This is a genomic window from Acidisoma cellulosilyticum (genome assembly GCF_020621385.1).
In the GTDB taxonomy this organism is placed as follows: Bacteria; Pseudomonadota; Alphaproteobacteria; order Acetobacterales; family Acetobacteraceae; genus Acidisoma; species Acidisoma cellulosilyticum.
This window is the reverse complement of record NZ_JAESVA010000016.1, coordinates 58,577-71,628: the sequence shown is the minus strand read 5'-3', so window position 1 is coordinate 71,628 and position 13,052 is coordinate 58,577. Positions and strand designations below refer to the sequence as shown.

Sequence of the window (13,052 nt, the reverse complement as noted above, 5' to 3'; positions counted from 1 at the left end):
GCGCGGGCGCGGGGCTCGAGAGTTTCTGGAACCGATTAGGGAAAATTTATGCTGAACAGTTGGAGGGGTCTTTCCCTCGCGGCAGCCACGATGATCTGCGGGTTCCAATCAGGCGCAAGCTTGGCGGCGAACAATGATATCGTCATTGGCATGGCGGTGGCTTTAAGCGGGCCGGTCGCGGCCTATGACTCCGATGGTGCGAAGATGGCGCAGCTGTTTATCGACCAGACGAACGCAAAGGGCGGCCTTCTCGGGCGACAGCTTCGTGCGGTCGTTGTCGATACAAAGTCAGATCGGGTCGAGGGCGCAAGGGCGGGTTTGGCCGTCCTGCACAAGGGTGCGTCGCTTGTCGTCGTCACCTGCGACTATGACTATGGCGCACCTGCCGCCCTCCAGGCTCAGCGTGCGAAGACGATGTCAGTCTTTTTATGCGCCGAGGATCCGAAAGCCGGTGTCCTGGGCGTGGGCTCGCTTTCGTTCACCTCCTCGATCGCGGCGCAGGTTGAGGGCGCGACGATGGCGAACTGGGGCTATCAGAAGCAGAAGTATCGAAAGTCCTACGTGCTGCTCGATGATTCCGCCGAATACGACAAGTCGGTCTGTGCCGGTTTCGATTGGGCATTTCCGAAGAATGGCGGCCAGATCGTTGGCCGTGACACCTTCAAGAATGCCGACCCCTCCATCGCATCTCAGATCACGCGCCTGGATCGGGCGATCAAGGAACAGGGCGTCGACTCCGTGATGCTTTGCACACACACTCCGGGCGGCACCGGTGTCGTGCGGCAGCTCAGGGATGCCGGGATCACGTTACCGATCATGAACGGCAGTTCGATGGATGGCACCTATTGGCTTGCCGCGGTTCCGGGGTTGAGCGATTTCTACTTCGCGGCCATCGCCGCCGTCGCTGATCCGAGGCCCGCCGTGCAGGCAATGACGGCGGACTTCAAGGCGAAGTATGGAGTACCGCCCGCTTCGAATGCGGCCTATCCGATTTATTCCTGGCTACAACTCTGGGCGAAGGCTGTCACTCAGGTCGGTTCAGTGGATTCGAAGGCAGTGACGGCGGCGATGAACTCCTTCAGGGACGAGCCGACGGCGCTCGGCGCGCGCTCATTCACTCCCAAGCTGCATATCCAGGCGACAGCGCCTATGCTGGTCGAGGATGTCCGGGATGGGAAAGACCATGTGATGGAGCAATGGCCGGCGGCCGACCCTATCCCGACCAGCGTGCTCTATCGTATGGAGCCGAAGTAGCCAAGCGTGGCGCGCCAGGAGAGGGCATGACGAAACACGAGGTCCACGTCGAGAATTTGGGATTTCCGGAAGGCCCGGTGGTGCTTCCGGATGGCTCGATCGCCTTCGTGGATCTCCTGCATGCCAAGATTCGCATCTACCGCGATGGGGTATGTCGGACGCTCTGTACGCTTCCCGGTGGGCCGAACGGCATGCGTCTGGGGCCGGATGGTGCGTTGTGGATATGCAACAACGGTGGCATCTCTCCCGAAGCCGCGAAGGCGATTCATTGGTCGGATCCTCCGATCAATGGCCGCCTGCAGCGGGTCACCCTGGATGGCGCGTGGACGGATTTCGCGGTCGATCTCCCCGGGGAAACGCCCAACCGTCCGAACGACCTCATCTTCACCGCAGAGGGTGACATCATCTTCACCGATCCGCAGAATTGGGAGGTGCTGAGCGAGCCGAGGACCGCGTCCGGCTACAATGGCGGCCAGCTTCTACTCGCGCGACCGGATGGCGTGGTGACCCGGCTGGCGGGCATGACGGGGTTTCCGAATGGCTTGACCTTTCATCCCGACGGATCCTTGCTTGTCGGCATATCGAAAGAGCATCGGATTGTCCGTTTCCCCTGGCTAGGGGATGCCGTGGGACCGCCGGAGGAATGGTGCCGCTTCGATGATGCCTTCGCGCCGGACGGCATGATCTTTGACGGTGACCGCTTGTTCGTCACGGGCAGCAATGGCGACCGCGTCGCCGAGCTGGATCCTGTCGCGCGGATCACGGCGATGATGGATCTCGGGACGGGCAGTACCCCGACGAATTGCTGTGTTCAGGATCGACGCTTATGGGTGACCCTCGGCCTGCCCGGCCAGCTCATCACGATCGACATCTGATTGCTTTTCAGGCGGCGCTTTCTTGTGCGGCAGACTGGCCATAGCTGCGGTAGCGTTCACGCGCTGCAAGAAGTTCGTCCGGATTCAGCAACTGTGGCGTCTTGACGCTGCGGGCGAGCATGTATTGCCGCGCGAGGGTTTCCAGCCGGACCGCTGCCGAGAGCGCGGCTTTGAGATCGCGGCCATGACAGGTCATGCCATGGTTGCCGAGCAGGCACGCCGTGCGGTCCCGCAGTGCCTCGACGGCGAGGTCGGCAAGCGCCTTGGTGCCGAATGTCGTATAGGGTGTGCAGCGGACATCGTCTCCACCGAAGCCCGCTACCATGTAGTGGAAGGGCGGCAGAGGCTCACGCAGGCAAGCGAGCGCCGTACACGCATCGGCGTGGCTATGGATGATCGCGCCAGCCTGCGGATAGGCCTCGTAAATCGCCGCATGCATGGCCCATTCGCTGGACGGCACATCCCCGCGAGTCACCTCACCCTGAAATGTCATCTCGACGACAGCAGCATCAAGTATCCCGTCCGTCGTGGCGCCGGACGGCGTTATGAGCATTCTAGCGCCGTGACGGCGGCTGACGTTGCCCGCGCTGCCGAAGTTAAGGCCAAGGCGGCCCATCTCCCGGTATGTCCAGGCAACATCACCGATTGAAAGGCTCAAGCCTCGTCTCCCATCTCCGTCAGAACACGCGCAAACATGTCGATATCTCCGAGCTTACCCGACTTCAGGCAGAAGGACAGACGGCTGGGATGATCCGCCATGCAGCGGCCGACGCCGAGGCCAGCATAAGGGGCCACGCGCAGTTGGCTGATGCCGAGCGCCTGGATGACGGCGCCAGATGTCTCTCCGCCCGCCACTAGGAAGCGCCGCACGCCCAGATCGACAAGACCGATGGCGATCTTACCGAGCAGCCGCTCCGCCCGCCGGCCGGCTGCGATCACGCCGAAGCGAGCCTGCACCTCGGCAACGGCCTCAGGACCGGAAGAGCTTGCGATGCAGATCGGGACGGATGGTCCGATTCTGTGCGCCCATGATAGTGCGGCCGCAATCGTTGCGTCTTCATCCGCCTTGAGGTCGAGCGTCAGCATCGGATGGTTTTGCGCGAAAGCATCGATCTGTTCGCGCGTGCGGTCCGCGCAGCTGCCAGCTAGAACGGCAGCAGCTCCGCGGATGCGTTCGGGTCGCGGCGCGGGGTTGTCGGCGACGAGGCCGTTGGCCCGCCATTGGGCCGGAAAATAAGCGGCTACACTCGATCCGCCTGTCATCAGCGGCCAGTCCCAGGTTGCGGCGGCAATGGCACGAAGATCGTTTTCGTTGAGGGCGTCGACGATGAGGAAAGGAACTCCCGCGGCTGCGCGCGCCGCTGCATAGGCGCGAACGGCCGCCTCCCCAGCTTGAACCGTGGCCCAGGGAAGGAGCCCGACCGTCTTCGCGGTCTGCGGTGCCAGAACGGCCATCAGGTCGGACCGCGTCATGGGAGTCAGCGGATCGAGACGCTTGGGTGAGTTCTCGAGAAGCTGGTCGCCGACGAAGTGGTGACCCTGATAGACGGTGCGCCCCGCTTCCGGAAAGCTCGGACAGAAGAGGACAGACCGGGCATCCGTATGGGCCATGAGCAACTCGGCGCAGTTTCCGATATTGCCGTCATCAGTGCTGTCGAAGGTTGCGCAGTATTTGAAGAAGATCTGTCGCACATCCAGCGCCTGGAACGCTGCCGCAGCCCGTCCGATCTCATGCAGCGCTTCCGATGCCGGAGCCACTCTGGACCGCAAGGCCATCACCACTGCATCGATCGCCACGAGCTGGGAAGGGATATCGGCGACGCTGGTGACGAGCAGCGTGCGTGCGCCGCCCGCCGTCAGCATGCCTGCCAGTTCGACCGCACCTGTGAAATCATCCCCGATGGCGCCGAGGATCACGGAACTTGGTGGCCGCGCAGTCATCTCAAGCGGCATCAGTCAGATAGACCTGATCGGACAAGGTTCCGCCTCGATCGACGAAGCCGAGGGTTTCAAGATCGATATTGCCCATCTGTCCTCCCTGCCTTGGCTCGTTGCTTTTTGTCACCTTTTCGCGGTTGTAGCAAGATACCACGGACGATACCCCAGGTGAACGTCCAGCTGCAGAACCGGCATTGTCACGTCGAATGGTGGAGCTGAGCAAGGGCAGTTCGAACCATCGGGGGTCGGATATGAAAAGGCAGACCGTCTTCGTCACCGGCCTGTTTCTTACCGCTGACTGATGTTCGGGCAACTCACCTTATGCTGCTATCCTGGTCCAAACCACTACGGACCGCCAGTGAACGTGACAATGCTCTACATAGAGAGGCTGTGCTCGTCCATCTGTTGTGAGCGAAGCGCCTTCGTCGCTTCTGCGTCGATCGTCATCGACTCCTCGTCTATCCTCACACCATATAAGTTGCGAGCGGCAACTACACTGACGAGTTCGTCCTCGACGTCGCGCAGAACCTGCGCCGGATCTCTTCGCATCGGTGCTCCGTAGCCACCCCCACCCGGGGAGGAAATACGCAGCGTTATGGGCGGTAGGCTCATCACTGCATATTGCGAAGGCTCCTCGAACGGGCCATCCGCCCGCCGGTAGTCGGTCTTTCCCGCAAGGCCCGATTCGCCGCCCGCGACGGTGCTGTCAGGTTGTTGAAATGCGAGTGCGTTTGGGCATGACGGTTGCCAAGTCACGGCGTGATTGCGATGCGGGCGACATCCCGCCAGACACGGAAAGCCGCGTCACGAAAGGAGCGATAATCGGCTGCGGGAATGAGATGGCGGCGGAGCTGGAAGTGGCTGTGCATGCGGCTATGAGCGGAGAGGAAGCGTTGGGCTTGCCGTATCGATTTGAACCGCTGCATCTGCCGCTCTCGTCGCTGGGTCGGTTGATGCGAAACCTCTATTCGATTGCTCAGATAACGGCTTTGCCGGTGTTCGACCTTCGGTAGGATGTCTCGTTTGGCCGCCGCGTAGCTTTTCAGCTTGTCTATGACGATCACGCGAGGCGCTTCAGCTCCGCCGCTGAGCAGCTTCCGGAAGAAACGTTTGGCGGCACTCGTGTCACAGTGTTTTTGCACCAGGATGTCAAACAACCCCGTTCTGATCGACAGCCCGCCAGAGATAATGGATCTTGCCACGGATCCGGATAAATACCTCATCGAGGTGCCATTTATCACCGGGTTTTGGACGACGGCGCTTGAGGGCGGCCGCGTATTGCCGGCCAAAACGGATGCCCCAGTCCCGAATACTCTCATGGCTGACGGTCACGCCCCGGGCGGCCAAGATCAGTTCGACATCCCGTAGGCTAAGGCTGAAACAGTGATACAGCCAGACCGCATGGGCGATGATCTCCGGCGGAAAACGGAAGCCTCGGTAGAGGTTCAGGGATCGTCTCATGCTCAGAGCTTGCCAGCGCCTCCCCACCCAGGCAACCTGACAGCACCTCTGCGGGAGAACCAGTGTTGCCCCGGTATCAACATAGCCTTGCTTGCTGGGACCATTGCTTTCGATAATGTGCTGCTGACCGCCGCATAAATTTTGTTGCTGGATTCGGACACGCCATCTGCCGAGCCGCCTAGAGCCGAGCCCAGCCAGCATTTCGTTGGTCAACTCATTCAACGCCACGGTAGATGTCGAACAGCGTGCGGAAGAAGCGATCATACGCTGGTGCACGTGAATCTCGTCGCACGCTCGCGCGCAGGCAGACGAGATGGCTCGTGCTCCGCCGCCACTTGAAATACGCCCAGGCATCCCCCCACACTTCGCCGATTATCGTCACGCTTGGTGATTCTCGAACTTGCTCAAGCTGCGCATAGCACCAGAGTTGCCCCCATATATTGGGCCAGAGATTAGATGGAATCGCCATACGCGAATGCTTGATCTCGACGATGATGATTTCGCCCGTCCTCTGGTTGCGATAGATAAGGTCCGGCAGCACGCGCAGCGCTTCTCCGAAGACCTTCAGGTCGTCGATCTTGAAATAATCCGGTATCGCGCTCTGCGCCATCTGCATGCCGTTGTGCACTAACTGCCATTCCGGGAACGAGGCCAATAAGACATCGGCATCGACACAGGCATAGGCGCCGCGACGGGCGGCAAGAATTGCATCTTGCGCTTTCTTACCTTCGTCCCGATCATGCGGGCTTCCGTAGGCGTCAGCATAAAGCGAATAGAGCCATTGCGCGAATTTGGAAGCTGTGGGTTCCGCATTGTGCGGCCTTTGCGCGCGAGCCTTGCTCAGGAACTGCGAAGGTACGAGCCGAAAAGGTGGTGCCATTGGTGTCGATCGATAATAATCAAATTGACGCTTGAGAGAGACCGGATCATAACCGAGGGTCTGCCCAAACAATATCCGCCCACGCTCACGCTCGCTCGCATCTCTCCAGCGGCCTCCTTCCAGCGAAAACGTTGGCGCCACTCTTTTCGGATAGCGCCAGCCTTCGAAACTCACCAAATCCTCTGATTCCGAGGAGTATTGGCATTTCTCTACCCGCGCGTTGAACCATTCTTCCCAATGCGTGACGTTCGCTGCGGTCGGCTCCATGGCGCGGGTTGCATTGAGTGACCATTGTTTTTCGTCTGTATCGAAGGATAACTGGGATTTAAAGCCTAGCGTCTCTACATCATCTGCGAAAGCTCGCGCCACGTCTCCATCTGGACCGAGGCAAACCGAAAAGGTAATCATGCGCAGCGGGCCGAGCACGGACCATTCGAGTTCCAGGTCCGTTAGTTTAATTGCGTTACGTTCAACCAGGGGCTTCGCAGCGAATTCGGCTTCGCGCTCCTCGCGCTCCTTTTCCTCCGCACGCTTGCGCGCGCCCGCCTGCCGTGCCATCTGGTTTCTAACTGCTTGCGCAAAGATGCCATTTCTAAGCACGCTTTTCCTCCGCTTTGGCGATTTACCTAGTTGCGCGACATGCTCGGTGGTCAAGCTAACCGCCGTATACCACTCAACTTGATTTCAGACTAGGATCCCAACGATTTGTTCAGGCACCTCAATTCCCATCCAACGCATCTATACTTATAGTTCGCCTCCACCATCTCTAGCCGCCACACTCCCGCGCAGGCCGCCCATAACACTTTGGCCGCCGCCGCCACACACAGCACTCCCGCCATCAGAGCCGCCCTCACTCTCATCGGTCAATGGACCGCCAAATGCAGAGAGCAGGCCGAGGAGAACGGCGGCCCCATTTTCGCGTTGATTCCTGCCAGAACAGATACCGCATGGTGGCATGACCATGTTGCCGACGATGGGCATGTGATGTTTCACCGCGGGCGGCTGGCGTTTGAGGATGCCGGGAATTCCGCTCCTTTTGCATCGGCATTGGTAGTCTATGGGTGCTGTCAGGTTGCCTGGGTGGGGAGGCGCTGGCAAGCTCTGAGCATGAGACGATTCCTGAACCTCTACCGAGGCTTCCGTTTTCCGCCGGAGATCATCGCCCATGCGGTCTGGCTGTATCACTGTTTCTGCCTTAGCCTGCGGGATGTCGAACTGATTCTAGCGGCCCGGGGCGTGACCGTCAGCTATGAAAGCATCCGGGACTGGGGCATCCGTTTTGGCCGGCAATACGCTGCCGCCCTCAAGCGCCGTCGCCCCAAACCCGGGGATAAATGGCATCTCGATGAGGTGTTTATCCGCATCCGTGGCAAGATCCATTATCTCTGGCGGGCTATCGATCAGGACGGGGTAGTGCTGGACATTCTGGTGCAAAAACGCCGCGATACGAATGCGGCAAAGAGGTTTTTCCGAAAGCTGCTCAGCGGCGGAACTGAAGCGCCTCGGGTGATCGTCACGGACAAGCTGAAAAGCTAAGCGGCGGCCAAACGAGACATCCTACCGAAGGTCGAACACCGGAAAAGCCGTTATCTGAACAACCGAATAGAGGTTTCGCATCAACCGACCCGGCGGCGAGAGCGGCAGATGCAGCGTTTCAAATCGACACGGCAAGCCCAACGCTTCCTCTCCGCTCATAGCCGTATGCATAGCCACTTCCAACTTCGCCGCCATCTCATTCCCGCAGACGATTATCGCTCCTTTCGTGACGCGGCTTTCCGTGTCTGGCGGGATGTCGCCCGCATCGCAATCACGCCGTGACTTGGCAACCATTCATGCCCAAACGCATACGCGCTCCAACAACTTGACAGCACCCCTCAAAGGCCAATGTGGGCCCATAGCCGCCGTAATGCGCCTGCACGAGCGCCAAAACGCCGTCACGCTCGGCAATCGGCCGACGTCGATTGAATGGATGGCCGCGGTGCCCATGCACCAGGCCCACCGCACCAGACTGCGCATAGCGCGCCACAAGTCGTCGCACATGCCGTGCCGTCAGCCCCAGCAAGGCTGCCCCAGAGGCGACTGTCCGATCGCCAGACAGGATCTCAGCCAGAACCCCAACACGATGCAGGTCGCGCTCGTTCATCAGCACCAAACCCATGCCAACCCCCAATCGAACCGGACCAAAGCCATGGGGAAGAAGGACATTTTTATCCGGCGCGATGGGGACATTTCTACCAGGCGCTAGCAATTCAAAATCGCAGAATATTTTTTATGTTAAATTAAAAAAGTGACTCAGGCTCGGGATTCGTGAATAGAGCGAAACATCAGTTTCGGATTTTTAGTCCCTTGCTCTACCAACAGAGCTATCCGCGTACAGGTCTTGGGCCGCAGGATGCGACGCTTATAATGGATGGCTGGGTGGGTGGCATCGCTTCACGCGTTCGGCGAGAGTTAACCATCGCAATGCGCGCAATGACAGCCGGCGCGGTAAGTGGGATGCGCGCGGTCCCGCTCCGTCAGTGCAGAGCCGCAGGCAGTGCAGGCGGTGATCGAAAGATCGGCGGCGAGTCCGTGCGGACCGGAGCGCACGGCGACCCGCTCGTCGAATACATAGCAGGCGCCTTCGAACAGGCTTTCCTTCTCCGGCATTTGCGCCATGTAGTTCAGGATGCCACCTTCTAGATGGTAGACCTCCTCGAACCCCTGGTCGAGCAGCCAAGCGGTGTATTTTTCGCAGCGGATGCCGCCAGTGCAATAGGTGGCGACGCGGGGCGTGCGGACCGGATCGAGCATCTGACGGCTGAAGGTGGGAAGCTGGCGAAAATTCCGGGTTCCGGGATCGACCGCATGCTCGAACTTGCCGACGTGCGTTTCGTAATGATTGCGCGCGTCGATCGTGATGACGTCATCTCGGGCGATCAGGACGTTCCATTCGGCGGGGCTTACATAGCGGCCGACCCGTCTTGCTGGCTCGGCGATTTCTCCCAGGGAGATCAGCTCCTTCTTCAGACGCACCTTGGCGCGTCTGAACGGTTGGGCTTCGTGCCGGCTAATCTTGCGCGACAGGGGATTGGCGCCGGGTATTGCTTCGAGCACCCGGTGCAAGTGTTCGATTGCCTTTTCGGCACCGGATACGGTGCCGTTGATCCCTTCAGCGGCCAACATAATCGAGCCGCGAATGCCCTCGGACTCGAGCAACCGAAGCAGTTCGGTTCTACGGCCGGCATAATCCGGCAGAGGAAAGAATTTGTAGAAGGCGCTGACGATGTAATCCATGGCTTCGCTTTTATATCAAACCGAATGAACGGAAAACGATAGCCTCAGCCCTCCGATATGGACCGCGCACCTTGGTAAGACTGCCTGAACGTGCTCTAGCCATCGTACGCTGCGGCTATTTTCCATGGCGAGGCAAGTGGACGATTTATCTGGAGGACGACGATCGCAAGCTAATGCGGTTGCTTCGCGGCCCGGTCCACTGGCTGATAGTTTCAAACCCTGTGGAATGGAGAGCGCATGAACGAAGCAAGCCTCGAAGGCGCACGCCGCGCCGGAACTGACAAGCTCTCGATCTGAATATTTGGCATTGTCAAAGCTGCTTGTAGCTTCGCAATGCGGCGCACCGGCGGCGGCGCTGCTGACGTAGGTTCTGCTGCCGGCGCTGCTCTCCGCGATCATCCGCCGCACCTCGCATGAAGCGGCGCTGTTCGAACGCAGCGCGGGGCTCGCCGCTAATCGTGCTGTTCAATCTGGGGCGTGGCGCTTCCGGCTTAGCACCCGTGGTCATGACATGGATTGGGGCGCAGCGCGCACCCGGCACCGCGATCGCGGTGCTGAGCATCCTCTATATCCTTATTCTCGTCGCGCTGCTGACGCTGATCCCCGAGCAGCGCGGCGTGCCTGTGGCGGGATAGAGCCCATCCCTCTACCCTGCCCTTACCGACGTCAATTTGTTGTCCCCAGGGGTGTGCAGGCCGAAGTGGTTGCGGGTTCACGCATCCGCGGAATCGCGGTCGCCTGGGTTGCTGCGCATCCGAGATGTAGCATCTTTTAATTGCCCGGCTTGGGCCGGAAGAGCACCCATTCCATGGCTGCCCTCCATGTCGCCTAAAGAGAGATCTTCCCGACCGCACACCAGTCTGACCAGCTTTTTTTCGCTCCCCTTCTTTCACGAGATCAACTTCATATTTGACTTTGAGATGGCATTCTCGTTCTGATATCGAAGCAGCGGGCGAAACGCGTTCCTGCCGCGTCGGAACGCAAAAGACCTGTGCCGATTGCCATGCGTTGCGATGCGATGTCTAAAAAATCCTCGGAGGACCGGCTATGAGCGTCATTACCGTCACAAACTCGGGTGACAGTGGCACAGGCTCGCTTCGTGCCGCGCTCGCCGCAGCGGCCCCCGGCGACACGATTGCTTTTGCATCGGGCGTCACCAGCATCTCTCTGACCTCGCCGCTGGTGATCGACCAGGCCGTCACCATCGACGGCGACCACGCTCATAATAACGCAAGCGTCACCATCAATGGGGAAGTCATCGTCCAGTTGACCGGCAACGTGACGATGAACGATATGCGGGTCGTCAGCACCAGCGCCGGTCTGGCGGCGACCGCGAATGCCCAGGCCGGGGTCAAGGGCAGCGTGGGAACCGATGGGTTACCCGGCACACAAACGGGGCAGCCGGGTACAAAGGGGGGTGACGGCGATCCCGGTGGTGATGCGACTGCAGCCAATGGCGCTGCCGCGCTCGCCGGCACGCCAGCCATTGAGAACGATGGCAAGCTGACCCTGATCAACTCCACGGTCACCGGCACGGCCAGCGGCGGCAAGGGTGCAGGCGGTGCTGGGGGCGCTGTTGGCGGCCAGGGCGGCGCCGGCGGCACGGGTGGTACCGGTTTTGCCTCACCGAGCGGATTTGTGAACGGCGGCAATGGCGCCAACGGGGGCACGGGCGGGGATGGCGGATCCGGCAGCAGCGGCACCGACGGCGCGGAAGCGGTCGGGGGCATCATCAACACTGGCGATCTGACGCTCGAGGACAGCATCGTCACCGGCAAGGCCACCGGTGGGGCCGGCGGGGCCGGGGGTAAGGGCGGTGCCGGTGCCGCGGGAGGTGCCGGTGGCGGCGGCGGCTTCAGTATCGGCATCGGTGCGCCGAAGCAGCCACCGGTAAACCCCAGTGCCGGCGGCAACGGTGGCGACGGTGGCAATGGCGGATCGGGCGGCAATGGCGGCGACGGCGGTGCCGGAGGATCGGCCGTCGGCGGCATCCTCAATACCGGCAAGGTCACGGTCGTGGGCGCCGCTGTATTGGCGAATGACAGCGCGACGGCCGGTTCGGGCGGCAAAGGCGGTCTTGGGGCCGACCCCGGAACGGGTGGCGCAGGCGGGACCGGCGGATCCGGAGATCCCTTCGGCAGCAACGGCCTCGCCGGTAGTGCCGGCAATGAAGGCCATACCGGCGTGACAGGCGCCGCCGGCACCGCCACCAAGGATATTCTGAACGACGGCGGAACCGAAAGCGGCAAGCTCACCATCAACGGCCGTATTTTCGACCTCAATACGGACCTGTCCGGCCAAGCCTCGACCGTGAATATCTCCGGGTCGAAGCCCACTACCTTCACCTATGACGCGCAGTCGTTGAGCGGTGCCAGCCCGAAGACAGGCACGGTCGAATGGAAAATTCTCACCGGCGCCGATGGCCCGCTGCTCAAAGACTTCACGGGCCCGACTTCCGGCACCCTCACCTTCAGTTCCAACGCCACCAGTGCGGATGAAGCTTTTTCCATCGAGCTCTCGGCCGATGCCGCCGCACCGCGCGATGAAGTCTTCACCGTCGAGCTACTGGACCCTTCAACGGGCAATGTCATCGGTTCGCTCAAGTCGCTGACGCAGCATGTGGTCAATCTCACCGCGCCCGCCTGTTTCGCGTCCGGCACCGGCATCCGCACGGCCAGGGGCGATATCGCTGTCGAGGATCTGGCCATCGGCGATCTCATCGTCACCGTCTCCGGCGTGCTCAGGCCGGTCAAATGGCTCGGCTCTCGCAACGTCGATTGCGCGCATCACGGACGCCCCGCCGCCGTCTATCCTGTACGCGTCCAAGCCGGCGCTTTCGGCCTCGGCGTTCCGACGCGCGATCTCTTTTTATCGCCCGATCACGCGCTCTATACCGAAGACGTGCTGATCCCGGTGAAGCACCTCATCAACGGCAAAACCATAGCGCAAACAACGGCCGACAGCGTCACTTATTTCCATGTCGAGCTGGACGCTCATGACGTGCTGCTCGCGGAAGGGCTGGCTTGCGAAAGCTATCTCGATACCGGTGATCGGACGTCCTTCGCCTATGGCCATTCCGTCACCGAACTGCATCCGGCCTGGGGTTCCGAAGCGCGGGATATCGCTCTGCTGACGGATGGCCTGTCCTATGCCCCTCTGCGGGTCACCGGCATGGAGGTCGAGCTTGCTCGCGCGGCGCTCGCGGCCTCCATGCTGGCAGAGGTGCGGCCGGCTGAGGTGCGGCCGGCTCAGGCACGGCTGTCGGCTGCCTGATCCGACAGAGACCGAGTTCGAAAGGACCCGGATGATCGTCTGGGCGCCGGCCGAGCGGCCAATGAAATAGCCGCTCGGGCCTCTTTGATCGGCAG

Annotated in this window: 10 protein-coding genes and 2 pseudogenes; 5 read left to right on the top strand and 7 right to left on the bottom strand. The window is 60.8% G+C overall.

Annotated features, from left to right (window positions below; all coding sequences use genetic code 11):
• The first annotated feature begins 120 nt into the window (after positions 1-120).
• Together ACELLULO517_RS26340 and ACELLULO517_RS26335 are read left to right on the top strand one after the other, a co-directional pair.
• A complete protein-coding gene (locus tag ACELLULO517_RS26340) occupies positions 121-1,254 on the top strand; it encodes an ABC transporter substrate-binding protein (RefSeq protein WP_227310508.1) in 1,134 nt (377 codons plus the stop codon).
• 26 nt (positions 1,255-1,280) lie between these two features.
• Positions 1,281-2,129: an SMP-30/gluconolactonase/LRE family protein gene (locus tag ACELLULO517_RS26335; RefSeq protein ID WP_227310507.1), complete on the top strand. Its 849-nt coding sequence runs from the start codon at positions 1,281-1,283 to the stop codon at positions 2,127-2,129.
• 7 nt (positions 2,130-2,136) lie between these two features.
• Here the strand turns inward: ACELLULO517_RS26335 and ACELLULO517_RS26330 are convergent, their stop codons facing one another.
• The 5 genes and pseudogenes from ACELLULO517_RS26330 to ACELLULO517_RS26310 all read right to left on the bottom strand — a co-directional run bounded on the left by ACELLULO517_RS26330 (position 2,137) and on the right by ACELLULO517_RS26310 (position 7,062).
• Positions 2,137-2,787, bottom strand: a complete 651-nt coding sequence (locus tag ACELLULO517_RS26330; protein WP_227310505.1) for a class II aldolase/adducin family protein — start codon at positions 2,785-2,787, stop codon at positions 2,137-2,139.
• The gene (gene otnK, locus ACELLULO517_RS26325) at positions 2,784-4,070 is read right to left on the bottom strand and encodes a 3-oxo-tetronate kinase (RefSeq protein ID WP_227310503.1); all 1,287 of its coding nucleotides are present in this window, start codon (positions 4,068-4,070) and stop codon (positions 2,784-2,786) included. The genes ACELLULO517_RS26330 and otnK overlap by 4 nt, the downstream gene beginning before the upstream one ends.
• 1 nt (position 4,071) lies before the next feature.
• Positions 4,072-4,344: a hypothetical protein gene (locus ACELLULO517_RS26320; RefSeq protein ID WP_227310501.1), complete on the bottom strand. Its 273-nt coding sequence runs from the start codon at positions 4,342-4,344 to the stop codon at positions 4,072-4,074.
• A 475-nt stretch (positions 4,345-4,819) separates the two neighbouring features.
• A pseudogene (locus ACELLULO517_RS26315) lies at positions 4,820-5,528 on the bottom strand (IS6 family transposase).
• 214 nt (positions 5,529-5,742) lie between these two features.
• A complete protein-coding gene (locus tag ACELLULO517_RS26310; RefSeq protein WP_227310499.1) occupies positions 5,743-7,062 on the bottom strand; it encodes a ribonuclease E inhibitor RraB in 1,320 nt (439 codons plus the stop codon).
• Between the two features lie 453 nt (positions 7,063-7,515).
• Between ACELLULO517_RS26310 and ACELLULO517_RS26305 the strand changes: the two are divergent.
• Positions 7,516-8,226: pseudogene (locus ACELLULO517_RS26305) on the top strand (IS6 family transposase).
• On the opposite strand, the gene ACELLULO517_RS26300 reads toward ACELLULO517_RS26305, so the two are convergent.
• Both ACELLULO517_RS26300 and trhO read right to left on the bottom strand, forming a co-directional pair.
• Positions 8,216-8,566 carry a helix-turn-helix domain-containing protein gene (locus tag ACELLULO517_RS26300; protein WP_227310497.1) on the bottom strand — a complete coding sequence of 117 codons (351 nt, stop codon included), beginning with the start codon at positions 8,564-8,566 and terminating at the stop codon, positions 8,216-8,218. The pseudogene ACELLULO517_RS26305 and the gene ACELLULO517_RS26300 overlap by 11 nt on opposite strands.
• Positions 8,567-8,859: 293 nt before the next feature.
• Positions 8,860-9,684, bottom strand: a complete 825-nt coding sequence (gene trhO, locus ACELLULO517_RS26295) for an oxygen-dependent tRNA uridine(34) hydroxylase TrhO (protein ID WP_227310495.1) — start codon at positions 9,682-9,684, stop codon at positions 8,860-8,862.
• Positions 9,685-10,190: 506 nt separating this feature from the next.
• On the opposite strand from trhO, the gene ACELLULO517_RS28810 reads away from it, so the two are divergent.
• Together ACELLULO517_RS28810 and ACELLULO517_RS28805 are read left to right on the top strand one after the other, a co-directional pair.
• On the top strand, positions 10,191-10,319 hold the full coding sequence (locus ACELLULO517_RS28810; protein ID WP_264481683.1) for a hypothetical protein: 129 nt from the start codon (positions 10,191-10,193) through the stop codon (positions 10,317-10,319).
• A gap of 412 nt (positions 10,320-10,731) precedes the next feature.
• A complete protein-coding gene (locus ACELLULO517_RS28805; protein ID WP_264481682.1) occupies positions 10,732-12,957 on the top strand; it encodes a Hint domain-containing protein in 2,226 nt (741 codons plus the stop codon).
• Positions 12,958-13,052: the final 95 nt, after the last annotated feature.

What these genes read in the sequence shown, in the direction of transcription:
- otnK (WP_227310503.1), bottom strand. Translation starts at nt 4,070, where the DNA reads ATGACTGCGCGGCCACCAAGTTCCGTGATCCTCGGCGCCATCGGGGAT.
- trhO (WP_227310495.1), bottom strand. Translation starts at nt 9,684, where the DNA reads ATGGATTACATCGTCAGCGCCTTCTACAAATTCTTTCCTCTGCCGGAT.
- ACELLULO517_RS28805 (WP_264481682.1), top strand. Translation starts at nt 10,732, where the DNA reads ATGAGCGTCATTACCGTCACAAACTCGGGTGACAGTGGCACAGGCTCG.
- ACELLULO517_RS28810 (WP_264481683.1), top strand. Translation starts at nt 10,191, where the DNA reads ATGACATGGATTGGGGCGCAGCGCGCACCCGGCACCGCGATCGCGGTG.
- ACELLULO517_RS26300 (WP_227310497.1), bottom strand. Translation starts at nt 8,566, where the DNA reads ATGGGTTTGGTGCTGATGAACGAGCGCGACCTGCATCGTGTTGGGGTT.
- ACELLULO517_RS26335 (WP_227310507.1), top strand. Translation starts at nt 1,281, where the DNA reads ATGACGAAACACGAGGTCCACGTCGAGAATTTGGGATTTCCGGAAGGC.